Source organism: Rivularia sp. PCC 7116, assembly GCF_000316665.1.
Lineage (GTDB): Bacteria > Cyanobacteriota > Cyanobacteriia > Cyanobacteriales > Nostocaceae > Rivularia.
This window is the reverse complement of the sequence record NC_019678.1, coordinates 5,786,459-5,812,805: the sequence shown is the minus strand read 5'-3', so window position 1 is coordinate 5,812,805 and position 26,347 is coordinate 5,786,459. Positions and strand designations below refer to the sequence as shown.

The following is a 26,347-nucleotide window of genomic DNA, read 5'->3' as shown; positions in this document are numbered from 1 at the left end:
TAAGTTAACATCTTATGGCTTAAGTTCGAGCTAAGAAAAGGTTAAATTTAGTTTAAGACATCAGAAAAATTACGGAATAAACTAAATTAATCTTTTCCGCTACCATATGGAAGGCAATATTTAATTTCAGCAATTCTTTACTAACTGCTTCCAGTCAAATAAGCAATTAGCTATATTTATGTGTGTATTTAGATAGTACACTTAAATGATTTGATTTATATAAGGGCTGAGACCCCTTATTTTCCGACAATTATTATTTTTCTCTCGCAATACAAAATCATGGGTAGCAGCGCCACCCACCATTTGTTGTATAAAAATATGAAATATATTGTTTATTTATTTTTGATATTATCTTCTCTTCCGATCCACTTGCCCAATACAGGAAATTATTCCTTGAAAAGCTTCTTAGGATAGATGGGAATACTCTTTCGAGTTTCCTTTGTACGTGTTTGAGAATTAGTACGAGGACGAAATTCTACAACATCGCTTTTAATGGTGATATCGTAGTTGCCAAAAAAGTCATGTCCTAGCAATCCGTTTTGTAATTCCGAACCGGCGATCGCCACGGCGACTTTCTTGACTTTGACACCACCGGCTTCCATAGAGTCAACATAACCGATTGGAAATTCTACAGATTGGGCGCTCGCGGTATTTGCTTTTGCTTTGCCAACAGTAATAACACCAAGTGATTTAGCCATGCGCTCGGTAATTACGGTACCGCTAGCGCCGGTATCGACAATCATCTCAAATGTTTGTCTGCCGTTGAAAGTTACATTGATAATTGGCGTACCCCCAATTCGACGTTTGATTGGAGCGCGAAATGTCAACTCTTGACGGCTTTGTTGTTGAACCGGTACGGCAGCAGCATATACTTCTTGGGTTTCAATTGGTATGGGTACCGCTTGAGGAGACTTTGGCGGTGGTTGTGGAGGTTCAAGGGGAGGTAATTGCTGTGGCACAGTGCCAATGGGAGATTGTAAATTCTGCTGTAATATTTTTTTAACTGCTGGAGGAACCTGCATCTTTTGTTGACGCGCAATAGATTCTTGCAGAGGCGGTACCGTTACTACTATGGCTTCAGGCTCGGGTTCGGGTACCGGTTGTGTGAGTGCAACAGATTTTTCCACAGCATAATCGTAATGGCGTTGGTATTCTTTTAATTTCGCTTTGGCTATGGAGTAATAGCGGCTTTGAGAGCCAACTGATTTCATTAAATTAACGGCATCTTGATAATAATCAGCCACTAGTTTCCAATCTTCCGAAGATTGAGCCGATTGGCTTATACTAAAACCGCCGCTTGCCTTGTCCAGCCCAATTTCAAAAGGAGTTGGCTCCGCATTTTTTTGTTTAGCTTCATCCAACGCCGCTTCCTGCGTAGATTTTTCTTCAATTGAAGCCGGTTTTGAATCTACTGTAGGAGAGGCAGTCGGCACCGATTGCTGCTTCTGATTCTGAGTTATTTTGGCAGTTTTCTGTTCTTTGCTACAAGCGACACCAACTATAGTTAGTATGCTCCATAGTAAAGCCAAGACTGTACGAGGAAACAAAGGCTCAAGCATAATATTTTTTGAATTTACCAAGCCCTTAGGGGCAAAATCTACTTTTACGATTTAACGTCGTGGCTCTACTAACGCCACTACCTGCCTGGATTTCCATAGAAAGGAAAGGATTTAAAGGTTAATAGTTTATATTTACTCATTTTATATAGGATACCCTTTTAACTATTTTAGTCATTAAGGGGTAAAGCAGCTTATCAATTAGTAAGTGACATACTCCTACACTGACTCTTCGAGTACAGTGTAGGCTTCCAAGACAATCCGGCTATTGCTTAGGAGACTCTTGGCTTTAAGAACGGGATGCCCCACCGCTCTATTCTTTATGTTTATTGCTGCGTTATGATCGCGATCCAAACTACATCCACAATGTGGGCAGTCGTGCCATCTCTCATGCAGTTTTTTAGGCACTTTAACGCCACAACTAGAACAGTCTTGACTTGTGCCGGACGCTTTAACCGGGATAACCAACAAACCAGCTTTTTCGGCTTTGTTTGTCAGTATCGACAAGAAGCTTGACCATCCAGCATCAAGAACAGACTTTGCCAATCGAGTACGTGCAAGTCCTTTTATATTCAAATCTTCAACCGCAACAACATCATATTTTTTCAATAGATTGTTGGCAGTTTTGAAATGAAAATCTTTTCGTTTATCAGCAACTTTTTTATGTTGCTTGCCCAACTGTTTTAACGCTTTTAATCTTTTGTTGCTCCCTTTCCTGCGACGGGAAACACGTTTTTGGATAACTCGTAAACGTTTTTGAGATTTGCGATAATGTTGAGGTATCGCAACATTATCGCCTTCAGAAGTTGTTAAAAACTCCTTTAAACCTACATCAATTCCAGCAATCGAATCAGGATTAAAATCAGGTTTAATTGTTGGGACTGTTTCATCTTCCAAGCTAAGGGTTACGTAATAGCCATCAGCTTTTTTGGTGATAGACACGGTTTTGATTTTAAAACCATCTGGGATTTGCCGATGCTTTAGGACTTTAATATTTCCCAATTTAGGCAATGATATTTTACCGTTGGTTATGCAGTCAGGCTTAACTCTTGGATACAAGAAAGTCCGATAACGGTTACGCGCTTTAAACCTTGGTCTACCGCTACGCTTGCCGTTGCTATCACCTTTCAAGAAACGGTCAAAAGTTACTTTAACTCGCTTAACTACATCTTGCAAAACATCAGAGTAAACATCCTTGTAATGTGGATGTGTTTCTTTAAGTTTAGGGAGTGTTCTTTTTTGTCCAAAATATTCAGGTTTATCCCTTAATTCTGGTAGATAACAAATAAGAGGACAAGCATTAATAGGACAACGATTTTGCTCATACCAGTTGAATCTATCAGCCAGCAAATAATTGTATTGAGCGCAACACATAGATAACCATCGGTCTATATCTTGCGCTTGTTGTTTTGTTGGACGTAGTTTGTACTGGTATGCCGTTCTCACTTGTTTCTCATCTGCTGTTATGGATATGATAACAGAACTGTGATAACAATGGGTAGACAAAGTTATGAAAACAACTAGATTAAATGTAAGGATGTCCGAGCGTAGATTAAACAAAATAAGGCAGTATGCAGCAAACAAAGATAAAACCGTGACGCAGATAGTTGAGGACTGGATTGACCGACTGCCAAATAAAGAAATTGATAAAAACTCAACTGTCCCTCTCCCGGTCAATCCTGCGGATTGATGTGGTCAAGGGACGTTTCGTTTTTATCTCGCAATTCCTCTCATCACCTCTGCTGTCGCGGTAGGTGAGAGGCTCCTTGCTGTTTTAGCTGAATTTTTCTAGCAGTTTCTTAGATGTTATTAGATGTTAATAGTAATACTTTGCCACATTAGTTTGGCGGGCTAAACATTGGTATTGGGAGCATCTCGCTCCCCGTTAGTCGCTGGGAAGTAAGATATAGGAGGGAGTAGTTCCCATGCTGTGAAAAGCTGATCCGATCCGTCGATATAAAACTTAAAAATAGAGCTTTTATTGGTAAAGCTATAACTTATTACGGAAATTTGGTTGTGTTTTATCGGTAAAATTCTTGTCTTTGAGAGTTCTTGCAATGTATCGGGGAACCAGAAATATACTAAAACGCAGAAGAATCATTTAGAGATAAAATCGGGGATTTTTCTGTACGGGGGTAAAATAGCGCGATCGCACTTCAATAAAGGATTATTGCGCCTATATTCCTTTATAATTATTTTTCGTTCGCGCCCAATAGATAATAAAAATTATCTACTGTTGCTTTACTGTTTTATTGCTTATGCCCCTGTTTGACGCAACACCAGTTCTACTTGTCCTAGCAGATGGAACCAGCTATCGGGGTTGGTCTTTTGGTGCTACCGGCACCGCTATCGGAGAAGTTGTTTTTAATACCGGCATGACAGGATATCAAGAAGTACTAACCGACCCCAGCTATTGCGGACAGATAGTCGTGTTTACCTATCCGGAGTTAGGCAATACTGGTGTTAATCCTCTAGATGCCGAGTCAGACAAGCCTCATATCAAAGCTTGTATCGCTAAAAATATTTGCGAACGTCCAAGTAATTGGCGAGCGACTCAATCCTTACCCGATTATTTAAAAGAACATCAAATACCAGGTATCTATGGTATTGATACTCGTGCTTTAACTCGTAAAATTCGCAACGTGGGAGCAATGAATGGCGGTATTTCTACAGAAATATTAGATCCAAATGAATTGTTACAACTGGTAAATGCTGCTCCTTCCATGAGTGGATTAAATTTGGTGAAAGAGGTAACAACTTCAGAAGTTTACGAATGGTCTCAACCAACTACTCCCGCTTGGGAATTTAAGACGGATTCGCCAACTAGTTCGTCGCCCGAATTTACAGTTGTAGCTTTAGACTTTGGCGTTAAACGCAATATACTGCGTCGTTTAGCAAGTCATGGTTGTCGAGTAATTGTAGTTCCAGCAGATACTCCAACTCAAGAAATTCTCAAACATAACCCAGACGGAATATTTCTTTCTAACGGACCGGGAGATCCAAGTGCGGTAACTGAAGGAATCGCGACCGCTAAAGCACTGTTAGAATCCAAGAAGCCCATGTTCGGTATTTGTATGGGACATCAGATTTTGGGTCAAGCCTTGGGGGCACAAACTTATAAACTAAAGTTTGGTCATCGTGGTTTAAATCAACCCGCAGGCTTAGAGAAACGAGTTGAAATTACTTCTCAAAACCACAGCTTTGCCATCGATGCAAATTCTTTAACTCGCAGCGATGTAGAAATTAGCCACCTGAATTTAAATGACAGTACTGTTGCTGGAGTAAAACATAAATCTCTGCCAGTTTTCTCGGTACAATATCATCCAGAAGCTTCTCCCGGTCCTCATGATGCGGATTATTTATTCGAGCAGTTTGTTCAAGCGATGAAAAAAGCTCGTCAAACAATAACTGCTTGAGTCATAATTATCTTTAATCTTCTGACCGTCATAGTATAAATTTCCGTTTATCTAGTTAGAAGCAAATAACTTACAAAAAAATTCCTTTATTTATATAAGGAATTTCGTACAATTGGCTCCATTTTTTCGCAATGGTCTGGGTAAAGTGAGGTAAAAATAGAGAAAGCGAAAAATTGGAACAATATTTTAAGTTCCAATATCTCACTTCCGCTCTCTTTTGTTAGAGTAGCGGTTAAAGTAGACAACAGACACAAAAAACATCTATACTTGAGCGTTTGCTTTCACCATGAGGAGGGAATTATTGCTGAACCACTAAATTTAACCGTTAGCCTGCGAGGTACTCGCGAAGTCCGGGATAACTGTCAGCTATTCCGCCTCACAGGTTTGTTAGACGCATTTTCCGAACCGACATTTCGGAAGGTACTTAGTAATAAAATTGACGATGGACCCAGACATGTCATTCTGGATCTTTCGCAAATTGACTTTGTAGATAGTTCTGGTTTAGGAGCTTTGGTACAGTTAGCCAAGCAGGCCCAAACCGCTAAGGGTACCTTTCAAATTGTCACTAACGCCCGCGTTACTCAAACAGTCAAGCTAGTGCGCTTGGAAAAATTTCTCGCCTTGCAAACTTCGGTTGATAAGGCATTAGAAAACGCTAAGTCCTCTTGACGGATTTATTTGATTTGAATTAGCTATCCGATGTTTAAATCTGGATAGCTAAATTTTTTTATATGAGAAAATCAAGAAAGTAGAAAGTGCCAAAAATAGTACTTATGATTTTACTTTTATGAAGGTATAAAGTTGGGCTTTTTTTTCGGAATTTTGGTAATATTTAAGGTATATTTTCCTGAGTAGCTTACATAAAATGATTAAAATCACTAACTAAAAAGCGGCTTACAAAAAAAAGTTCTTTATATTTTTTTAATTAGGAGTTAGGAATTTGTTTAGAGATGATGCCTTATATAGCGGTGATTAGTAGGATAATTGCGGTTGTAAATAATGGCGTAAATAAAAGTTAAAATCCATGCGATAAATCTGACATAACAAGCTAGAATTATCATTAAACTTTTGTAAAACAGCGATAATAAGCGTGAAACAGCATAACTTTAATAATCGAATAGCAAGCGAACCTCTAAAAGTAATTACTCCCCGATAACTATTAACTATTACATTAGGGATTAAGCTGTGAAATCAAAGGAGGAAAAACATAAGCGTGCAGGTTATAACACTGTTGCCCAAGATTTATTTGACTTTCACGAATCAAGAGAGCCAAATGCAGAACAATTACTACCAAAACTTTCTGTGTCGCAATTACAGCAACTATCTCCTTCCGCTCTTGCTTATTTAGGCGATGCAGTTTACGAACTGTTTATCAGAAGATATTACTTATTACCACCCCAAAAAGTGGATAATTATCATCGTTTGGTTGTGGCACAAGTACGAGCTGAAAAGCAAGCAGAAATGCTAAGATTACTAGACCCGCATCTTCATAGTAATGAATTAGAAATAGTTCGTAGAGGTCGTAACGCCGCTACAGGTCGCCCCAAGCGTTTAGATCCCCAGATATATAGGCAGGCGACAAGCCTGGAAACTTTGATTGGCTATTTATATCTCACTAATACCGAAAGATTAAGCGAACTTCTGCAAAAATTACTTCTAGAGTGGTAGTGGAATATCTGACTACTGAATCTCAAGAAGAGCCACATTCGTCGGTTAAAAATAAGTGGGAGAAGATGCAACAACTTCTTAGCTCTACCAAATAGTTATATGACTAACCAACCAAAAAAGATTAAAGTCGATGGCGAAAAAAGTCGTAAGCCTTCTTTAAAGTTAAAGGGAAAGCGCTTTTCATCCCCATCTGGCGGTGGTAAATCTAAGGATAAAAGTTATAACTCAGTAATTAAAAAACATTCTAAAAGTCGTTCTCAATTTGAACATCCGTCTTTATCATCTTCTAGCGAAGTCGAAGAAAGTAACGATTTAATTTATGGTCGTCATTCGGTTTTGAGCAGCCTGGAAAACCAACGCTCTTTGAATCGTATTTGGATTACTTCTCGTTTGCGCTACGATCACCGTTTTCATGATTTGCTTCTACAAGCTAAGGGAAATGGCGCAGTTATAGATGAAGTTGAACCCAGACGCTTAGACCAAATTACTAGAAATGCCAACCATCAAGGAGTAGCAGCACAAATTGCTCCTTACGAATATGTTGATTTACCAGATTTGATCGAACAGGCAAAATCCGTTACGGATTCGCCGGTAATAGTTGTTGCCGATGGTATTACAGATCCCCACAATTTAGGAGCAATTATTCGCACTGCTGAATCTATAGGTGCCCAAGGCTTAGCGATCCCTCAGCGCAGAGCTGTTGGTATTACCTCTACGGTAATGAAAGTAGCGACTGGAGCTTTAGATAATTTTCCGGTAGCTAGAGTAGTCAACCTCAGTCGTGCTTTGGAAGACTTGAAAGCTGCCGGTTTCTGGATTTATGGTACTGCCAGTTCTGGGAGCGAACCCATGCATACTGTAGATTTCAACGGACCGCCAATTGCTTTAGTTATTGGGGCTGAGGGCGAGGGCTTGAGTATGCTCACACAAAAGTGTTGCGATGTTTTGGTTTCGATTCCTTTGCAAGGTAAGACTCCTAGTCTTAATGCTTCAGTAGCAGCAGGTATGGCACTGTACGAAATTTATCGTCAACGCTGGAAGAACACGCTTTATTCAAAAAAATTGCAAAAAACCTCTTCCAAAAACCCTATGTAAAAGAGTATAAAGAAGTGTAAAGAGACATAAACCAACAGCAAAGTTCTTTAACAACCACTATCAACTTTAGTAATCAGCGAAAACCATGAACACTATCGGAAATCCTTTCAAAGAGTTTGTTACCAACATATTTGAAAATTTTGGCTTAGCTTGGTGGGTAGAGATTACCACTAAAACTCCTAAGTGTACTTATTATTTTGGTCCCTTTCTTAACGGTTCGGAAGCAAAGGCTGCTGTAAAAGGCTATGTAGAAGACCTGGAACTCGAAGGAGCCCAAGGGATAATGGTTGATGTTAAGCGTTGTAAACCAAAAGCTTTGACAGTCGCTGAAGACTTGGGGGAATGGTTTGACCGTAAAGTAAAGCCTGTCTTTAGCGGTCAAATGTAATTGAAAGTTTAAAGCTTTCTGTGTTAGGCACCATTAGAAAAACAAAGTGTAAAGTATGAATAAAATAATTTCGTTATCTCATACTTTATGCTTTGTTTTTAGTGGGATGGCGGTTGCAATGACGCTTATATATCAAATGCTCTGGGCTAGAACTTATAGAAACAGGACTTAGGATACGATCGCAATTACCATTCGTTGAGCCACTCCGCGCAATAAATTGACGCGGATTCAGGCATAGCCATCTAACTTTTCACCGCTTTTGTGGTTATCTGGTTAGAGGTTAGCACTTGGGTGGACAACTGCTCAGAGGAACTATGGTAGTTCTTGCGTTCGGACGCGCCTACTTGCCTTGCAGTTTGTTGATATTGCCGAAGCTCGGTGGGGGAAACTTCCCCCACCAGACTTCGCTTCCATGCGTCCACTAAGAGCGGCTCCGCCCTTGGATACTCGCGTAGAGCATCTTGCAATGAAAGCTGATCGCCATACACGTATCTACTCAGAAATGCGGAGAACAAGTCACGATGCATTGTAACCCCGGTAACATCTCGATGAACTCGCTCTGAGAGAGATTTTTTTATGCGAGTGCCATCAAGGTGGGTTTGTGAGAGTGCTGTTGTCTGAGTAGAAAACTGGAGAAAACAACCGCCAGCATTTTCGGCTTTGCGTTTGATTTCTGATTGAAAAAAGCCAGGAGACTTAGCAGCTATCGCTTTTCCATAACGCTTCTGCCATCCCTTGATACTAACTTTTTCAGTTTTGATTTCGTTGCCATGCCGTAAGATTTCATTTACAAGCCTACGGTTCTGGCACTTAGCATAACTTGCCTTGCGTCGTTCAAGCTCTGCTTTGTGGAGAGCAAGTGTGCGATAATTCTTTGTCCTTTTCCACGGTCTTCTACCTTTTAGAACCTTACCCTTCTTTGTGACGACTCGGTTTCCAACTTTCTTATCAAAGTCAGGCTCAAAATTATCAGGATTGTTGCTCCTCATTGAGCGCTGCATTTTACGCTGTAAGACTTTAATCTCGCGCTCATAGGTAGGAACCTTATCAGCAAAAGGTAGGAGTCCTGCTTGTTCGTCAGCCACAAAGGCTACATTGGAAATGTTAACGTCAAGTCCTACTACGCCTTTAGTTACGTAGTTTTGTGGCTTTTGATATGGTAAACCTTCGTTTACAAGCTGTACAAACCAGCGCTTTTTACCGTTTAAGTTGCGCCAGAGAAGACGGCAGTATTTTATCTTGGAGCGGAGTCCATGAGTTACAACTCGATTGCTCCAATCAATGATTGGCTCTAAAGTAAGTCCACACCATTGTACTTGTTCTTCCTTCCAGCAAAGTCCTTGTTTGTTTGACTTTCCTTCAACTGAGCGAAAGCGAGAGGGGACTTTAAATCGCACCTTACTACTTAGACCCAAGAGTATCTTATGAGCAGCTTGAAATGCTCTAGTAGCAAGTCTTTGTTGCGTGTTGGAATCAACGTTCTTGGCTATCCACTTACTTTGTTTGGCGGTAACAGTTGCAAAGCGATGGAGACTATACTCACTAAATTGAGCGCCATCTCTTGCCTGCTTAAATAGCTCCCGTCGCTCCTTTTTCTTAGTTTTACTGAGTTCTCTTGCTCTTAGGTATGGCGTAGACTTCCTTACTCGCTCAAGTCTTCTTAATGCTTCGTTAAGACAAGCATTGTAGAGTTGACGTGCTGCTTGAAAACGCGCTTCAAGCTTACGTTCTAAGAAGCTGTCAACTACCAAGGGAACTTCTGTGATGAACGAGGACGTTTTTGCTTTCGTCATACCTAGTAACGCTTTTTCTCTCAACCTATAAAAATAGTATCTTGCTATACTATTTTTGTCAACAGGTAGTGGCTATATACAATTCTTTATGAAACCTGTAACTAAGCAATTAGCCAGTAGGGAGTACCGTCATAATAATCACTCAGTTGGGAGTGCAACGGTTCATTTGGTCTGGATACCGAAGCGGCGAAAGCCGGTATTAGTGGGAGAGGTTAAGCAGCGACTCTACCAGATTCTGACTGAAGTTACTGCTGAGAAGGGGTGGTTCATTAAGGCGCTAGAGATTGCACCAGACCACGTACATATGTTGGTAGAACACGACCCAAGTACAGCAATTAACCAAATCGTAAAGGCATTAAAAGGCAGGTCGAGCAGAATTTTACGCAAGGAGTTTCCGCACTTGTTAAAAATCCCCGCTTTGTGGACTCATGCGTACTTTTATGACACTACCGGCAAGGTAAGTAGTGCCGTCATTCAAGACTATATTAACGACCCACATCATTACTAAACTAATGGCGAATAAATTCGCCCGTGTCGAATTTCCGCCCCGATTTAAAAATACGGGGCTACCATTCTCCCGCTACTTTTTCGGTGTGTGATGCTAAAAGTCTTATTGCCCGTTAGAAACTTTTCCTCGCGTCATACAACGGCAATAAAGAGAACATCTACGCTGCTTTTTGCCTGCCCTACAGGAAAAAAGTGCCAGTTGTGACCATTCTTAAGAAAATAAGAAACGAGTGATTGAGTTAATCCAAAATTAAAATTTTATAGCTTGGGGATTATCTTTTAGCCAGCAGTCAATATCATCTAATAATTGATGGGGAATTTCCCACGGAAAGAGATGAGCTGTATTTGGATAGCAGTGAAATAGGGAATTTTGGAGATTTTCAGACGTTTCTAAGCTGCATTCAGCCGTTATGTGTCTGTCTTCTTTACCTGCAAGAATTAAAGAAGGACATAAAATTTTGTTTAAATCGGCGACTTTATTATATCCAGCCCTAATAGCCGAATAAAGAGCGCGAGTTGCTTTATCTGAAGTTTGTAAATAAGCAGGTATTGCTTCTTTTGAAATATATCCGTAAGCAGTAGGAGTATGTTGTTGAATTAGGTAGCGAAACAGAGAACGCTTGCCAAATGTATCAATATTCCATTGCCAGTCGGGATTTACAACACTTAAAAGAGCAGCTATACCCGTGTAGAGATTATCTTGCCATGTAATAGGTGGATGATTGCCGTGAGGTCTTGCAGCAGTAGCGATTAAAATTAAACCGCTAACTCTTTGCGGAAGTCTTAGCGCTAACTCCATTGCTAAAATACCACCTAAAGACCATCCTAATACCAAACATTTTTCAATTTGAAATCGATCTAAAAGCCTTTCCAAATCGCTCAAATGGTCTGTCATCGTAAAATTGCGATTAAAGCGGCTTTTGCCGTATCCGCGCAAATCTGGAGCGATAGTGTGAAAGCGCTTCGATAAATGATTGGTAAATACAGAAAGACTTAAACCCGAACCCGGATGTCCGTGCAAGCAGAGAATTGGGAAACCTTGACCTTGAGTATAAACGTTGAGGTGCATCACAAGACAGTTATCAGCGAACAGTTAACAGTTTTGACTCAAAAGACATCAATCATCAATTGAGGCCTATGGGAAAATGAAGAAACAAAGATGTTTATTCGAGACTAGAAAAGTAGAAAATTTCAATAGTAACTGCTAATCGGTAACAATTAACTGTTAACTGACTTTTCTTTATATCCTCCAGCATAGGTAATAACGCACATCTGCCTATAGTAGCTATGAATTCCGAAAGCAACACCCGATACTTTAAAATCTGGGTTAAACATATTGATTCGATGTCCGCGATCGGGAACTCCATCATCAATAATTAGCTGCATGACAATATCCCTTGCAGTATGAGAACCGTAGCTGATATTTTCACCAGCAGTTACCTGCCATTTGCCGTAACGATTCAAACGCTTGAAAGGGTCGCTGCCATCGCTACCGTTGTGACCGACAATACCTTTAGCACCTTGGTCTTTAACGTGGTCTTTAGCAGCTAAAGACATTCCTCTGGAAATAGTTACAGGAGCTACGGGATCGACAGTTTTTAAATAGCTAATAGCCTCATCAACAGCGGATACACCTTCTTGAGTTATTAAATAGACATTTTTAGAAATTTTGACACGTTTACCTTCAAAGCGTTTTCTGTAGTCTTCCAATATAGCAGCATAAGCTTGAGGATTTGTCCGAGCTAAATTCATTTCATTAATGACTCGTTTTTCCAAAGCCGAGAGATTGTTATCGAGCGTCAAAGATTCAGGTGTTTTTAAAGGAGTTTCCGGCACTGTTGGTATTGGTTCAATAATTTCGACACTAGAACATCCAGCAAGTAGGCTAAAGGGGGCTACCCAGTAAAGTATGCGACGCATCAACAACCTCATAAACCCACGAAAACGAAGTGTATATATATATCTAGATTCACTACGGTAGCATCAGTTTCCCGATTATGGACACTAGAAAGTTATCGGTACATGAATTTTTTATTATTCTATATTTTTTTTATATGTAGAAATACTTACCATTAAAAACCGTAAAAAATTGTTTTTGAGAACACGTTTGTCAACTCATTAAATTTGCTTCATTCTCGTAAAACATCTCTCTAGTTATTAGGACTTACGCTCTGGTAACGGAAAATAGAGCTTTGCGATGAACCACACCTTTTAGGTGAATACTTCGCTTCGCTCGTAATGACGTAAACACGTAGTCCGTGCGTAAGTCCTGGTTCTTTAGGATTGCTATAGTTATTACAAAAATCTGACATTGATGACAGATATTAAATATAAAAAAACCCGGTTTTTTGAAAAAACCGGGTTTCAAATTCGCTAATTATTTACGAATTAACGGTGACTAATTTCTCAACCTGAGAAAGAAACTCATGTTCTAGATAAGGCTTAGTTAAGTAAGCGTTTGCACCTAATGCTTCTGCAAGCTGACGATGCTTTTCTGCACTACGAGAAGTAAGCACAACTACGGGAACATCAGCTAAGTTAGGACTTTGACGTAAGTTGCTCAACAACTCAAAACCATTCATCCGAGGCATTTCTAAATCGGAAATTACTAAATCGACTTCGGGATGATGCTGTAATTTTTCTAAAGCTTCTACACCATTTTGAGCTTGTACGACTTGATAACCGTATTTCTGTAAAGTCAGTGAAATGGTTTGTCGCAAGCTAATAGCATCATCTACTACTAAAACAACTTTTGAAGAGTTCGGTTTACCAGAAGTAATTTGAGGATTATTGACAGATTTAGAAGCAGCAAGTAAAGCTTTAGATGTGATAATTTCTCCCGACATTTGCAAAGCTTTATTATTTAAAGAAGGCGCTGAAGGTAATGCCATCGAATCCAATGATGCTTGCATTTCACCAACAGATGGTAGCAAAGTACCATCAATCACTAGAATCAAATTACCATTGGCTAAACTACTGCAACCGTAAACATATTTAGGAGGAGCAATTGCTTGACCTAAAGGTCTAACTACCAATTCTTGCTCGCCAATAATTTGATCTATTTCTAAACCTACAATTTGGTCTTTATTGCGTAATAATAATATCGGATTTACAGCTTGATCTGCATTATTAATAACTGATTGATTCGGCAAAGTATTCTCGCTATCAAAAGAACGATGATATTGCATCAAATCTGAAAGATTCAGCAGATTTACCATACGTTCTTCTTTACCTGTATTCCAGTAAAGAACTTTTTTATTTTCAAAATGTTTAATTTGTTCGGGAGATGGGAGTAATATTTTCGCAATGCTGTCTAACAGTAGTGCGTAAGCAGAACCCCCCGTCTGAACGATCATTAATTTTTCGGTAGTCATAGAAAAAGGAATTTTTAGTACAAATGTAGTTCCTTGCTGGGGTTGGGAGTAAACAGCAATGGAACCGTTGAGTGCTTGCAGTTGATTTCGGACGATGTCTAACCCAATACCCCGCCCAGAAATATCGCTAACTTTGCCAGCAGTTGAAAATCCCGCAGAGAATAAACAATCTAATAGTTCTTCTTGCATCAAACCAGAATCATGGCTGGAAAATTCTTTATCTGAATGTAAAAGTCCTAATTCTATTGCTTTATTGCGAATTTTCTCGAAATTCAATCCTCCGCCATCATCTCGAACTTCGATGACAGTTTGAGAACCTCGGTTATAAGCACAAATTTCAATTAAACCTTGTTCCGATTTACCGCGATCGCGACGAATGTCTGCTGATTCGATACCATGATCGTAAGCGTTACGCACTAAGTGTAATAATGGGTCGTAAAGCTTCTCAGCAATTGCTTTATCTACTAAAACGGAACCACCACTTAACTGCAAGTCTACAGTTTTACCGTGAACGTTGCTCAGATTTTGTACCATTTGGGGGAAGCGATTAAGAATATTACCTAAAGGTGACATTCTTGCTTCGACTAAATTATCAATAATACCAAGTGCTAAACGCTGCTTCTTGTCGTGAACTTGAACTGATTGCTGAAGAATTACTTCTGCTGACTCTAAAATTTCCTGTAATTGTGTTGCTTGTTCCGTTGCTTCATGTAAACCTAAATGAAACTCAGTGTAGTCATCCATTTCTAAAGAATCAAAGTCTACAGAAGCTACATTAAGCATATTTTGCGATACTACTTTTTGAGAATGTGAAGGTAATTCTCGCAATTGTTCCAAAGTTTGTTGATGTCTATGGACTTTTTCATGTAATTGCTTAATGATTAATTTAAGCTGCTCATCTTGGGAGGTGCGGCGCTTTTGATGAATTAGCAATTCTCCTGCTAAATAATTGAGACGCTGTAAACTTCCGACATCAACACGTACAAAAGAAGGTAATTTAGAATTTTTAGTAGAAACTGCTGGTTGCTTATCTATTTTATTTTCACTTTGAGTCACTGAATTAACCGCAAGTTGAATAATTGTTTCGGGTGAATGCTCATCTTCTTCGTCAGTAGATTCTAATGATTGAGAACTAGCTGTTACATCAGCCACATTTTTTTCTGCTTGACTTTGTTTTGTTTTTTCTTCAAAAATATTAGACTTTAAATTAGTATCAACATTAGTTAAATTAGCGTCCAGTTCTTCTCCCCAAATAGCTTCAAGCATATTCCCTCCTTGATTTATGGGCATTTCAGAAGAAACAACCTCTTTAACTTGTAAAAGTTTTTGCAATTTTTCACCATCAAGCCATTTTTTCTCTTCGGCAGTCACCGGAGAATAGTTTTTATACTCTTTCGCAATATCGGAGACTTTGCTTTGTAAAGTCTCAATAACTGAAAAATCGCAAAGATTCTCTTGATAGCATTTAAATTTTGTCACAGCTAAAAGAACTGTTAAAATACCTCCAAGGCGATAAAGACAAAGACTAGGACTATCTGTGTCTTCTTGCACAAATTCTAAAAATTCTTGCAGCCAATTCTCTACGTACTCAACAGAGTTTTCTTCGTGAAGATTAGGAATCAGTAAATTTAAATTTAGTTTTTCTTGGGGAATATTTAATTCATGATTGAACCAACCTAAAACACATCTAATTGCCTTTAAATGGAACTTGACAGATTTTGGTTTTAGAGGTTCGGTATCAAGATTACCTGTTGTAAAAAACTCGTATAATTCTTCTATTTGATTTCTTAAGGATTTCGTAACTGAGTCATTTTTTAAAGCATCAGTTGTTAAATCAACAGAAATATCTTCTGTCAAATTTGATTGTATTACAGCTAGATTTTCGTTGTCTTCTACCTGAGAATTAATAGCTATAGGTTGTGAAAAAGCAAGTAAGTCCGCAGAAGCTTCTCCGCCACGTTCGCGATCGCCATTCAAAACAGCTTTCCGTGCTAGCTGCAAATCGCGATTAGCTATTTTAGCAATTTCCAAAGCTTGAGAAGAATTAGCGTCTAATGCAGCTAGAATAGCTTGAGTTATTTCACCAAATCCCGGTAAATTCAACGACTCAGATAAGCCTATAAAAACTTCGGCTTGTGTGCGTAAAAAATTAGCAACTTCTTGATTGGCGGGAGGATTCTTGACTAATTCATCAATACTATCTATACGTTGAGTTACACCAGTTTCAAAAATTGAGAGTACGATATCAAAACCTAGTTCTTCAGAAGTAGGAATATGAGCTTCAACACCGAATGCATCGCCGAGTTTGTCTTGTAATTGGGCAAAAACTGAAGCAGCTCTTTGCATCAGTTCATCATCATCAATTTTTGTCCCCGTAATTTCGGAAGTTAAACATAATTGCAAACATTCAAAAGCTTGTAATAGCAAGGAATGTAGGTGAGAATCAATTTCGACTTCAGGATTATATAAAGCCTTAAAAACATCTTCTAAGGAATGAGCTATTTTGTTAATTGATTCTAATTCAACATTAGCTGCTCCGCCTTTAAGCGTATGAGTAGCTCGCATCAAATTATGCACTCTATTGGTATTTCTGTCTTCAACTAGACTGAAAAGTTCTTCTTCAATAGTTTGCAGTAATTCTGGAGCTTCACTGAGAAAATAGATATACCCTTGTTCGCGGATAGAAGAATCAGTAATCATGATTTGAAGAATTAGGAATTAGGAATTAGGAGTTAGAAGTTAACTTTACTTATTTATCTATATAATTGTTTATTTAAATTTGTTTGTTTATTGATTGTTCGGTTATTTTAACTATTGAACTCAAAATACGAATTATTCATCTATATATGTAAGTTCTTTAGTTATATCAAGGTTTACTAACTTAGAATGTTTTAGTAATCGCAACCAGTACTTAGTCTCTCTAGCTTCTTTGTAAGCGATATAAATTTTCGCTAAGAAGTTTTTTCTACTTTGTTTTTCACTGGCTTCTTCAACATTGGCTCCGATACTTGTCCCGGATTTGAGTAATTGATTGGAAATTACATATTCCTTGTGCTGTTGAAGTTTAGGATAAAGATTAATTATCTCTAAAGCAAAATTAAAACTTTTATTTTGTATAATACTCGTTGTCAAAAACTACCCTCCCGTAATCAAAGCCTAATTTACTACTTTTAATTCTGACTTTTACGAATTAGAAGTAATAAATTAGGAATTGAAATATCTAGGACTTATGCTGTAGTTACAAATAGAAGACTCAATACTATTTTTGCGTTGGTGCATAAGTCCAGATATAACTCCTAACTCATAACTCCTAACTCCTAATTTCTATTTAGTTGAGTTTGAATTTACTTACACTTGCTAACAATTCCTGTCCCATTTCAGATAGCTGTTGAAATACTGAGGCAATACCGTTAGCTTCGGTGGAAGTTTTCTGGGAAATTTGGGCTACATCTTTCATTGATGCGGTGGCTGATACCGATTGCAACATTTGAGTTTGGGTTGCATCAGTAATTCTTTCAAGTAAATCGCTGATTTGAGCGGTTGCCTCAACAATATCGTTAAGATTTTGTCTGGTTTCATTTACCAGATTGGTACCTTCCACTACCTGCTGAATACCTGTTTCCATCGCTACTGCTACTTCACCAGTTTCTTCTTGGATTTCTTGAACTAGTTTTTCAATTTCGATGGTTGCAGCTGCTGACTGACGGGATAAAGAGCGTACTTCATCGGCTACTACTGCAAAGCCTTTACCATATTCTCCTGCACGAGTGGCTTCAATGGCTGCATTCAGTGCTAGTACGTTTGTTTGAGTTGCAAAGTTACTAATCAAATTAACCACTTTGGAAATCTTCTGAGAAGATTCACTTAGACGCTTAATCTTTTTACTGGTTTGAGAAACTGTTTCGCGGATGGCTTGAATGGCTTCTACAGTCATATTCATGGCTGCATCGCCAGAATCCACAGTTTGATTGGCTTTTTGGACTGCAACTTGCACTGATTCGGCGTTTGATACAACTTCTTGAGTCGAATCTACCATCTGTTGAATTTCGGTCAAAGCACCACTAATCTCTTTTGACTGTTGCTGTGCTAAGTCTGTCAATCCATTCAAAGATATATTGCTGTTACCAGAAGTCTCTGCAACTTGTTGAGCAGCTGCTTGAACTTGGAGAACGATTTGCCGTAATGCTTGTAGGGTATTGTTATAAGCGTCAGCGATAGTGCCTAATTCATCTTCTGTAATTGGCGCGCGTACTGTCAAATCTCCGTTTAGAGCAGGTCTAACTGCTGAGAGCAGTTTCATCGCTCCTTGCTGTAAAGATTCTCTGCCTTGCTTTTCTCTGGCTGCGGCTTCTGCAACCTGTGAAGACTGTGCCTGCAGTTGTTGGAGAAATTCAACTTGCTGTAGCGCTACGCTTAATTGGCTAGCAATTTGAGTTAACAGTTTGACTTCTCCATCTTCCCATTCGCGGGGACCGTCATTCTGATAAGCTGCAAGCATCCCCCAAAGTTGTTGTCCCTGATAGATGGGGACAATAGCGTAAGCCTTACATTGATATTGCTCTAATACCTGGACGTAACAATCGTTAAATCCCTTAGCGTATATATCAGAAGCAACATAGGATTGATTTTCTGAACCTTTACCAGCTAAACTACTTTGCAAATAAGGGTCTGTATTACCCGTATTGCCTATTTCGTTTTCCTTAAACAGGGTTCGCATCCGACTACAGCTATTTACACTTTCTTGCAATCGTCGAATTTGATGCTGTCTATCTACCAAAGGCAGCCAACCAGGGCTTACAGATTCAGCAATAAATTCTCCACTGTAATCTGGGTTGAGGCGGTATACTGCTACGCGGTCGGTATTTAAAAGTGCCCGCATCTCTTGAGTGGTAGTTAAAAAGATGCTTTCAATGTCAAGTGTTTGTCTGATTTTGTCAATAACTTTAGATAAAGCGCGATCGCGATTTGCAGCAAGTTCCATTTTCATCGATTGCTGCTCGTATCTATCTAATGTTTGTGACTGTTGCATAGCTACTGCTAACAGCACGGCAATCTGCTCCATTGCGCTGATTTCAAATTCTTGCCATTGGCGGGTCGCAGAATGTTGATAGCTTGCTAATAATCCCCAGAGTTTATTACCTTGGAAAATCGGAACGGTAAGATAAGCTTTAGCTTGAAATTGTTCCAATAATTCCATGTAGCAAGGAGGAAATCCCTCTTTTTCTACATCATTAACAACGAAACTAGTTTTTTGTTGATAACGTCCTCCTTGATTATCTTGAAGATAGGTATCTTGTTCTTTTATAGCGTTAAGACTGCGAAGGGAGTCACAATGACCGTTTTCCTGTAATAGATCTTGGTCAATTTCTGTTTCTACAAAAGGCTTCCAGTTTTTGCCTACAGATTCGGCAATAAACTCACCGCTCCAATCTTCGTTAAAGCGATAAACTACAGTACGGTCGGTTTCTAATAAGCGTCGAACTTCATATACCGTTGTTTGGAGAATTCCATTAAACTGAGATGAATTGTTAACGTTTTCTGCAAGTCCTTTACCAATTTTACGAGTCAAGCTGATGAGACTTTGCTGGCGTTCTGTTGTCTTAGCTAACTGCTGCGATTTTTCTTCACTCTGCTGTGCGTATTCTGCTTGAGATACAGCTACACCCAAGTTAACTGCAATTTGCTGCAACAGTTTAACTTGTTCTTCTTGCCATTCGTAAGCACCACTGTTTTGATAGGCACCAAGCAAACCCCAGAGTTTTTGTCCTGCAAATACAGGAACAATTACGTAAGCTTTAACTTGGAACTGCTCCAGGACTTCTATATGGCAAGGAGCATGATTCATCTTGTAGATATCGTTAGCAACGAAGGTTTCGTGTTGCCGATAACGACCCCCTTTGGTTTCCTGCAAATGAGTATCTTCCCAAACAGTTTCGATGCCAGGACCAACAAGAGGTACCCAACCATTAGCAACAGATTCGGCAATAAATTTACCACTCCAATCAGCATTGAAGCGATAAACCGCTAAACGGTCGCATTGTATTAATTCTCGGACATCCTGAGTGGTTGTGCGGAATAGTTTATCGAGACTCGAAGCAAGCTGAATTTTATCAATAACTTTGGTTATCGATTTAAACTCTTGGGCTTGCTGTTTGAGTCTTCTTTCTAATTTAAAGCTTTCTAACTTATGAGAAATTTCGGTAGTGACTTGAGATAATAAGCTAATTTCCGATTCTTCCCACTGACGTGCAGTTGCACAATTCTGAACGCCTAATAATCCCCAGATTTTATTTTCAGCTAAGATCGGAACGCTTAAGCTAGCTGTAATTTGAAATTTTTCTAAAATCTGTGCTTTGTAAGCTGTAAGCTCAACTTCCTTAATATCGTTAACGCTGACAGCTTGTAAGTATTCTTCCCTTGTATCCAAACCAAAAATCATCGCTGGGATATTTTCGTTGATTGCAGGAGTCCAACCTGGGGCAACGGATTCTCCTATAACGACCCCGGAGGATGAAGATTCAAAGCGATAAAGCACCACTCTATCGCTGGAAATTTTCTCTTTGACAACTGCTGTTGTAACTTGTATTAATTCTTCTATGTTTCTGACTTTGCGGATTTGATTAAGAATAGACGTTAACTGTAGTCTCCAATTCTTAAATTTCTGTTCGCTGCTTGTTGAATTTAAGGCTTTCTTATTTAATTCGCTGAGTTTTTCGGATGGCTCACTACCAGAAATATGATGTCCATTTCCTGTATTTTCTTGATATGCGCTAGTCATTTTTGCACCTCAAAGTATTTTAAATTACGTTAAATTATGTGTGGGGAAATATATAATTCTACTAAGGTATTTTTCCCCACTCCCTGATTTCTATAAATCTAATTATGAATTGACCATAGAGGAGATTGCAAAATTGCAGAAGCATCTAAGCTCACAATCATTTCTTCTGAAGAATTAATAAAATATCCTTCTAAAAAAGGAACAACTTCTTGAGAAACTAATTCGGGTGACGGTGGCTTCATTTGTTTTGAATTAAATTCTTCAATATCCATAATTTGCCTCACCAGCAATCCCAAAGATTTACCTTCTTTTTCTAAAATAATTGCCATCATTTTTGAAACAAAGCTACTACCATAGGAATAAGGTAAATAGCCTAGCATTTCTTCTAAATCAATCAACCAAAGCATTTCACCGCGCCAATTATAGATACCAAATACACAGTTGGGCATTTGAGGAACGCAGCAAACTTCATTTAAAGATACGGGTAAAATTTCTGTGACGTTCTGCAATGAAATAATTGCTGTATCTTTTACACCCAAATTGAAGCTTAAAAACTTTTCTTCCGTCGTATCCAAGGTTATTATTCCTTAAACTTAATTATTCACATCATCTACAAAATATCTATTTATATTTATTTCTTTAGTCTTTGCAATACTCCTTCTAAATCTTCCTTTTGTACGGGCTTAGAAATATAAGCATCCGCACCCAACATATCACCCCACATTTTATCTACATCGCTATTCTTAGTAGAACAAAAAACTACTGGAATAGTTTTAGTATTGGGATTATCTTTCAGCTCTCGACAAATTTCAAAACCGCTTTTTCCGGGCAAAATTACGTCTAGGAATATCACGTCTGGCTTATTTTCGGTAATTTTTTCTTGAGCTTCCTCGCTACTTTTTGCCCCCATGACGCGATAACCGGCTTGTTCTAAATAACGGCTAATCATCTGCATATCAGTGATACCGTCTTCAACAACTAAAATAGTACTCATAGTAATTACCCATCAGATTTATTTAATAATGAAAAACAGCGATTTAACTGTCAAATTAGTGATTTTATAAACTAATCGCTTTCTCTAATTTTGATGCATTTTTTCTTAATTAAGCTACAGTAAAAACACTCATGCTTCGTTAAAGTGAAGCTTTATTTACTAAACTTAATAAATGTATAAGCACTATTGTTTCTGTCTGGAGAATGTAAAACAGAAACCGCTTATTTCTTGCTTATAGAAGCGAACAAATTAAGAATGTCCGAATGACAAAGTTTGTGTATTGGAATTGTTTTTATTCTGTGATGGAGTTTGTATATACTTTCGTATAACTCCCATTACTTTGTCAGCAACAACAGGTTTAGTAATAAAGTCTGTAGAGCCTACGACTTTGGCACGAACTCTATCAAATAGACCATCACTACCGGTAAGTATAATTACTGGTGTGTTAGCAAATACTGAAATCCGACGCAATTGAGCGCAAATTTCATAGCCACTAGCAACTGGCATCACTAAATCCAAGAAAATCAAATCAGGCTTGTTCTCAATCAAAATTGGTAGAGCCTGAACGGGGTCTTGAATTTTAATAAATCTAAGTCCTTGAGGAACAAGAATTTGCTCGAGCATTTGGCAAACTTGCGGACTATCATCTACGCAAGCTATCAAAGGACCGGACGGCGCTTCCGGTTCGGGTTCTATATTCGATATATTTTGACCATCACCTATTTTGAAAGGCAGATCGGGAACTTTGATGAGTTCGATTATCCCTTTAAGCACGTAAGGCAATAAAGAACGAGCTATAGGTAAAGGATTTTGCTTCATTTTGACGGCTAAATCTCGTAAAGTGTATTTGCCGTTCATCAAATTTACAAAGTTTTTGTAGACAGCAGGACTTACCATTTGCTGTAACTGTTCTGGTCTGCGAAGAATTGGTGCTAAGTCTGGAGAGAAATTTGCCAACCCAGCTTCCGACCAATGCTTCCAGCTATCTTGCATGAACTTTAAAGACATATCTGCACTTGTAAAGCTCATTGGGGCTTCCAATATCACATCATTAGTGCGATCGCACTGGATTTGATTGAAATGTGCTTGTTGAGCTAAGTCAAACAATAATTCTGCTATAGTCCTTTCTACAACAGAGTTGATATGCTCGCGCTTAATTTTCTGATTTTCATGCAAGACTTCGAGCAGTTTATAATCCCAGTAATCATTTGATGTTGATAATTCCTTGGAATCAAATTGCATTTTATCAATATCAATTTCCGGGCAATGTTGAGTCATGTGTCTGCGCCAACGTCGGAAAGGATGAGTTCCTCCAGTAGCCCAAACGATACGTCCCAATCGATAGTAGAATATCCACTTATGCCCTTTGGAACTTTTGATATTTAATTTGCCACTATATTGTATTTGAGTACAAGTTCTAAATTCATCGAGTAGTTCACTCGATACCATCATTTCCGGATGGCTCATACTTTGTTCCCTTAATTAATAGGTCTTTCCTTTAATTTTTCCAGGCTAGCGCTTATAACAGTCAGGAGGTATGCCTGTTTGCAATATAAAAAAGTAAACTAACTCCGGATGGTTACCCTAACTCGAAGTACAGTTTAATAATGCTTTTTATTAAAGACCGGGAATATCCGCAAGATAAATCTATAGAAAAAAATTTGTTGGATATTTTTTCTATACATCTGTAGAGATTTCACGAATCGTTTAAAGAATGGCTATAGTCCTACGAGTATGCACCAACTGGTTATATATCATCTTAGATGAAATGTCACTATAACTGAATCAGTGTATATTCTGATTTTCACTTTTTTCAGCTATGTTGTTTGTACGGAGTTTAGCTCGCACAACCTATTATATTGTAATCTTATTTGTTAACAAGATGTATTTTTAATTCATAAACAAGTATGCATAAAAAATATCTTTTATATATTAATTAAAAATTATATAAATAGCATTTTATCTAATGATATAAATCTGAATTAAAAGATTTTACTGTTTTCAATACCTTTTAAAAATATCATCGAAAGTCATTCAAAGAATATTTCCAATTCTAATAATAAATATTCATTAATATTGCTTTATCTTATAAAAGCATATTAAAATAAATGTAAATGGTTATTTATTTTAAATCATATATATTAGCTTTATAGAATATTTTTAGCCTCAAAATTATTACTCAGCCTCTCTTTCTACAAAAATGAAGATGTGAAAAACTATTCTTGACTGAAAATAGGAAGCTATAAAAAAGGATGTTTCAAACTGTATCAATTGGCAACCGAAATTAACTAAACTTCAGAAACAACATTCATATATATAAACATACTAATATCCCAAGAATAACTCATTTTATATAGATAAATAGCTTGAAAAAATCAAGCAAAATATAATATCCAAAAATGTTAGCAGTCTTTACTCGCATCCAAGATTTCAGCAACTAACGAATATATACAGGAATCTGTTTTGATTTCTGAATAACTCGTAGGGGCTAGGGAACAGAAAACTTACTGAGTATTTTTCAAAATTCAAATAGGATTGCTATAGCGATGGAAATAGTGAAAATCAAAATTTATAAATGTATGTTTGTCATAAAATACGTTATTTAACTTTCGACTTTTGTTTTTAAAAAACCAACTAAATTTTGTAAAAATGATTGACTTACATCTATATCATAAGAACAATCAGGAATTGTATCTAATATTTTTTTCTCTACATCTACCGCTTTTGGCTCTCTAGAGTGTAAATCATATGAGGTCTCTGGAGTATTCAAAGTAGATAACTTTGCCGCAAATGTCTCAGATGATAATTGACCAAATCCGTTTTTAGAATTCAAATCAGCAAATTCTTCAGTGTTTTCTATTCTCGAAACTTTATTGTTATTTATAATAAAAGTTTCTTTTGCTAAATTGCTGACAATTAATCGGAAAGCAATCTGCCGTACTTTTTCTAGGGGAACTGACAACTTATTAGCTATTTGACTCAAATCAGTTTCACCATTGGCACATTCCCAAACTCTTGACTCTTGAGAATCTAACTGTACGTTAGAGATAATTTCTGTTTTCTTTAGGATAGCTGAAGTCGGATCTGGTAGTTTTGCTGTTAACGCAGACCAGTTTCGCAAGCCCCGTAAACCTTTGATTGTGGCTTCAGTAGTTATCATACTTAGTCCAGTCATTTCTGCAACTGGCATGGGAGCCTGAAAATCAAAACTGAACTTACCATTTTCAAGTTCAAATAAACGAGAAACTTGTCCCATTATTTGGGCACGAAACAATAGTGTTAGCTGTTCTGCTGACAGCAAACCCTGAGACTTAAGGCACAAGCCCATTGCCATTTTTCCGCCGCTCGCTTGAAACTTTTTTATAGCAGAATTTCGACTTACCCAGCCTCTCTGATTAATCAGTGAAGCTAACCCCTGATTATCTAGCTTACTAGCTGCCGCTACAATACGACCCTGACGCAGCCATATATAATAATTCTGGACTGATTCATCCCGTTCGTTTTTCAAAGTACGAATACTAAGCAAGCCAGTTTTGAATCCTTGTTCTAAAAATTCAAATATCTCTGGTAAAGAAAATTTAGATAAGTAACCACTAAATGCCATATCTTCCTACGTAAAATACTCTTTTAAGGAACAATAGTTATTTTATGAATTTTACTGTCTTAAACCGGAAAAACTTATAAATAAGTTTGCTGTCAATTTTTTTTGATGGAAATATTAGAAAAAACATTTATATTATGATTGCTATCTACATAATAATATTTATTTTATGTTTTTTTGCCTGAACAGACTTTTTTGATACAAATATTTAACATCAATAGGACAAATAGATGAGTAATAACTTAAGTCTATTCTGAGAGGTAAATCTATATAATTCATGCTTAAATATTAAATTATAGCTATAGGATATTATCAAGTAAATTAATTGTTTTTTAATTTTAATTATATTGATAACACAAATAGAAAATTTTTCTCTAGTGAAAACAGATATCAAATTATTATACAGCCATAGTTTTGGAAGCATTATACTGCACGTAATGTTGTACTAAATTAATGACAGCATTCGCGACAGAAGACATTTCATTCGGATTAACTACAACAACAGGAGGTTGAGAATTGATATCGTAATAACCCAAAGCAGCAATTATATTTTCCTGAGACCATGCATCAGGAGAATCCATATGAGTCAGACCAATAATCATGGGGATTTGCGATCTTTGATTCATATAGGAAACTACTTTACGAGCGTAAAGAAATTCTCCGGGTCTATGGGCAGCTACTAGTAATATATAAGCATGAGCCTTACGAATTAACATATCCCAGATAAAATTAAATCGTTCTTGACCTGGTGTACCGTAAAGATGCAGCGCCATATCTGGGTTAAACTGCAATCTACCAAAATCAAAAGCAACAGTAGTATTTTTCTTAAGTAATAAAGTGTCGTCTGTTGCTTTGCGGTCTGTATCTACAGCTTCAATTTCGCTAATTGAACGAATAAATGTAGATTTACCAGCCCCAACTGGACCGGTAACAACCATACGCATGATTTCCATAGAATTTACTAAAAAAATAGACAGTAGGATGAAATAACTGATTATCAATAATATTACTTACACTTTTATTTTCTTGATAATTGTTATTATTTCGGAATAAAGTAACGGTTTAGGATTCTTTATGTGGGTTTTGATGCCCCGTTGATAACTTGTATGTCGAAAGGAATTATCGATTTAGTCATTCATAAATGAATTATAGTAATCCTAAATAAATAGTGATAAAA

The 26,347-nt window shown here is 37.7% G+C and carries 20 protein-coding genes; 7 read left to right on the top strand and 13 right to left on the bottom strand.

The window, feature by feature from the left end:
• Nucleotides 1-386 precede the first annotated feature (386 nt).
• Nucleotides 387-1,559, bottom strand: coding sequence for a TIGR02281 family clan AA aspartic protease (locus RIV7116_RS22470; RefSeq protein WP_015120618.1), 1,173 nt, complete (start codon nucleotides 1,557-1,559; stop codon nucleotides 387-389).
• A 216-nt stretch (nucleotides 1,560-1,775) separates the two neighbouring features.
• A complete protein-coding gene (locus RIV7116_RS22465) occupies nucleotides 1,776-3,002 on the bottom strand; it encodes an RNA-guided endonuclease TnpB family protein (protein WP_015120617.1) in 1,227 nt (408 codons plus the stop codon).
• A 64-nt stretch (nucleotides 3,003-3,066) separates the two neighbouring features.
• On the opposite strand from RIV7116_RS22465, the gene RIV7116_RS37085 reads away from it, so the two are divergent.
• The 6 genes from RIV7116_RS37085 to RIV7116_RS22435 all read left to right on the top strand — a co-directional run bounded on the left by RIV7116_RS37085 (nucleotide 3,067) and on the right by RIV7116_RS22435 (nucleotide 8,123).
• On the top strand, nucleotides 3,067-3,246 hold the full coding sequence (locus RIV7116_RS37085; protein ID WP_015120616.1) for a DUF6364 family protein: 180 nt from the start codon (nucleotides 3,067-3,069) through the stop codon (nucleotides 3,244-3,246).
• A 568-nt stretch (nucleotides 3,247-3,814) separates the two neighbouring features.
• A complete protein-coding gene (gene carA / locus RIV7116_RS22455) occupies nucleotides 3,815-4,972 on the top strand; it encodes a glutamine-hydrolyzing carbamoyl-phosphate synthase small subunit (protein ID WP_015120615.1) in 1,158 nt (385 codons plus the stop codon).
• Nucleotides 4,973-5,239: 267 nt separating this feature from the next.
• Entirely contained in the window at nucleotides 5,240-5,641 is a 402-nt protein-coding gene (locus tag RIV7116_RS22450; protein ID WP_015120614.1) for an STAS domain-containing protein, read from the top strand.
• 516 nt (nucleotides 5,642-6,157) lie between these two features.
• Nucleotides 6,158-6,640: a Mini-ribonuclease 3 gene (locus tag RIV7116_RS22445; RefSeq protein WP_015120613.1), complete on the top strand. Its 483-nt coding sequence runs from the start codon at nucleotides 6,158-6,160 to the stop codon at nucleotides 6,638-6,640.
• Between the two features lie 99 nt (nucleotides 6,641-6,739).
• Entirely contained in the window at nucleotides 6,740-7,735 is a 996-nt protein-coding gene (gene rlmB / locus RIV7116_RS22440; RefSeq protein ID WP_015120612.1) for a 23S rRNA (guanosine(2251)-2'-O)-methyltransferase RlmB, read from the top strand.
• 85 nt (nucleotides 7,736-7,820) lie between these two features.
• Complete coding sequence (locus RIV7116_RS22435) at nucleotides 7,821-8,123, top strand: DUF1816 domain-containing protein (protein WP_015120611.1); 303 nt, start codon at nucleotides 7,821-7,823, stop codon at nucleotides 8,121-8,123.
• A 242-nt stretch (nucleotides 8,124-8,365) separates the two neighbouring features.
• Here RIV7116_RS22435 and RIV7116_RS22430 read toward each other — a convergent pair whose 3' ends face one another.
• Nucleotides 8,366-9,916 (bottom strand): hypothetical protein, encoded by a 1,551-nt coding sequence (locus RIV7116_RS22430; protein WP_015117033.1) that lies wholly within the window; start codon nucleotides 9,914-9,916, stop codon nucleotides 8,366-8,368.
• An 88-nt stretch (nucleotides 9,917-10,004) separates the two neighbouring features.
• Between RIV7116_RS22430 and tnpA the strand changes: the two genes are divergently transcribed.
• Nucleotides 10,005-10,424 (top strand): IS200/IS605 family transposase, encoded by a 420-nt coding sequence (tnpA, locus tag RIV7116_RS22425; protein WP_015117032.1) that lies wholly within the window; start codon nucleotides 10,005-10,007, stop codon nucleotides 10,422-10,424.
• Between the two features lie 249 nt (nucleotides 10,425-10,673).
• On the opposite strand, the gene RIV7116_RS22420 is transcribed toward tnpA, so the two are convergent.
• From RIV7116_RS22420 to RIV7116_RS22375, 10 genes are all read right to left on the bottom strand, one after another.
• The gene (locus tag RIV7116_RS22420; protein ID WP_015120610.1) at nucleotides 10,674-11,492 is read right to left on the bottom strand and encodes an alpha/beta fold hydrolase; all 819 of its coding nucleotides are present in this window, start codon (nucleotides 11,490-11,492) and stop codon (nucleotides 10,674-10,676) included.
• Nucleotides 11,493-11,641: 149 nt separating this feature from the next.
• Nucleotides 11,642-12,343 carry a CAP domain-containing protein gene (locus RIV7116_RS22415; RefSeq protein ID WP_015120609.1) on the bottom strand — a complete coding sequence of 234 codons (702 nt, stop codon included), beginning with the start codon at nucleotides 12,341-12,343 and terminating at the stop codon, nucleotides 11,642-11,644.
• Between the two features lie 461 nt (nucleotides 12,344-12,804).
• Nucleotides 12,805-16,497, bottom strand: a complete 3,693-nt coding sequence (locus tag RIV7116_RS22410; RefSeq protein ID WP_015120608.1) for a hybrid sensor histidine kinase/response regulator — start codon at nucleotides 16,495-16,497, stop codon at nucleotides 12,805-12,807.
• A 132-nt stretch (nucleotides 16,498-16,629) separates the two neighbouring features.
• Nucleotides 16,630-16,929 (bottom strand): four helix bundle protein, encoded by a 300-nt coding sequence (locus RIV7116_RS22405; protein ID WP_015120607.1) that lies wholly within the window; start codon nucleotides 16,927-16,929, stop codon nucleotides 16,630-16,632.
• Between the two features lie 196 nt (nucleotides 16,930-17,125).
• A complete protein-coding gene (locus RIV7116_RS22400; protein ID WP_015120606.1) occupies nucleotides 17,126-20,575 on the bottom strand; it encodes a GAF domain-containing protein in 3,450 nt (1,149 codons plus the stop codon).
• Nucleotides 20,576-20,673: 98 nt separating this feature from the next.
• On the bottom strand, nucleotides 20,674-21,150 hold the full coding sequence (locus RIV7116_RS22395) for a chemotaxis protein CheW (protein ID WP_015120605.1): 477 nt from the start codon (nucleotides 21,148-21,150) through the stop codon (nucleotides 20,674-20,676).
• Between the two features lie 56 nt (nucleotides 21,151-21,206).
• Nucleotides 21,207-21,569 carry a response regulator transcription factor gene (locus tag RIV7116_RS22390; protein ID WP_015120604.1) on the bottom strand — a complete coding sequence of 121 codons (363 nt, stop codon included), beginning with the start codon at nucleotides 21,567-21,569 and terminating at the stop codon, nucleotides 21,207-21,209.
• A 249-nt stretch (nucleotides 21,570-21,818) separates the two neighbouring features.
• Entirely contained in the window at nucleotides 21,819-23,036 is a 1,218-nt protein-coding gene (locus RIV7116_RS22385; protein ID WP_015120603.1) for a response regulator, read from the bottom strand.
• Between the two features lie 1,135 nt (nucleotides 23,037-24,171).
• Complete coding sequence (locus tag RIV7116_RS22380) at nucleotides 24,172-25,173, bottom strand: DUF4388 domain-containing protein (RefSeq protein WP_015120602.1); 1,002 nt, start codon at nucleotides 25,171-25,173, stop codon at nucleotides 24,172-24,174.
• A gap of 395 nt (nucleotides 25,174-25,568) precedes the next feature.
• Nucleotides 25,569-26,123, bottom strand: coding sequence for an ATP/GTP-binding protein (locus RIV7116_RS22375; RefSeq protein ID WP_044291124.1), 555 nt, complete (start codon nucleotides 26,121-26,123; stop codon nucleotides 25,569-25,571).
• Nucleotides 26,124-26,347 lie beyond the last annotated feature (224 nt).

Coding starts and splice junctions, on each gene's coding strand:
- RIV7116_RS22470 (WP_015120618.1), bottom strand. CDS start 1,559: ATGCTTGAGCCTTTGTTTCCTCGTACAGTCTTGGCTTTACTATGGAGC.
- RIV7116_RS37085 (WP_015120616.1), top strand. CDS start 3,067: ATGAAAACAACTAGATTAAATGTAAGGATGTCCGAGCGTAGATTAAAC.
- carA (WP_015120615.1), top strand. CDS start 3,815: ATGCCCCTGTTTGACGCAACACCAGTTCTACTTGTCCTAGCAGATGGA.
- rlmB (WP_015120612.1), top strand. CDS start 6,740: ATGACTAACCAACCAAAAAAGATTAAAGTCGATGGCGAAAAAAGTCGT.
- RIV7116_RS22435 (WP_015120611.1), top strand. CDS start 7,821: ATGAACACTATCGGAAATCCTTTCAAAGAGTTTGTTACCAACATATTT.
- RIV7116_RS22430 (WP_015117033.1), bottom strand. CDS start 9,916: ATGACGAAAGCAAAAACGTCCTCGTTCATCACAGAAGTTCCCTTGGTA.
- tnpA (WP_015117032.1), top strand. CDS start 10,005: ATGAAACCTGTAACTAAGCAATTAGCCAGTAGGGAGTACCGTCATAAT.
- RIV7116_RS22420 (WP_015120610.1), bottom strand. CDS start 11,492: ATGCACCTCAACGTTTATACTCAAGGTCAAGGTTTCCCAATTCTCTGC.
- RIV7116_RS22415 (WP_015120609.1), bottom strand. CDS start 12,343: ATGCGTCGCATACTTTACTGGGTAGCCCCCTTTAGCCTACTTGCTGGA.
- RIV7116_RS22410 (WP_015120608.1), bottom strand. CDS start 16,497: ATGATTACTGATTCTTCTATCCGCGAACAAGGGTATATCTATTTTCTC.
- RIV7116_RS22400 (WP_015120606.1), bottom strand. CDS start 20,575: ATGACTAGCGCATATCAAGAAAATACAGGAAATGGACATCATATTTCT.
- RIV7116_RS22390 (WP_015120604.1), bottom strand. CDS start 21,569: ATGAGTACTATTTTAGTTGTTGAAGACGGTATCACTGATATGCAGATG.
- RIV7116_RS22385 (WP_015120603.1), bottom strand. CDS start 23,036: ATGAGCCATCCGGAAATGATGGTATCGAGTGAACTACTCGATGAATTT.
- RIV7116_RS22380 (WP_015120602.1), bottom strand. CDS start 25,173: ATGGCATTTAGTGGTTACTTATCTAAATTTTCTTTACCAGAGATATTT.
- RIV7116_RS22375 (WP_044291124.1), bottom strand. CDS start 26,123: ATGGAAATCATGCGTATGGTTGTTACCGGTCCAGTTGGGGCTGGTAAA.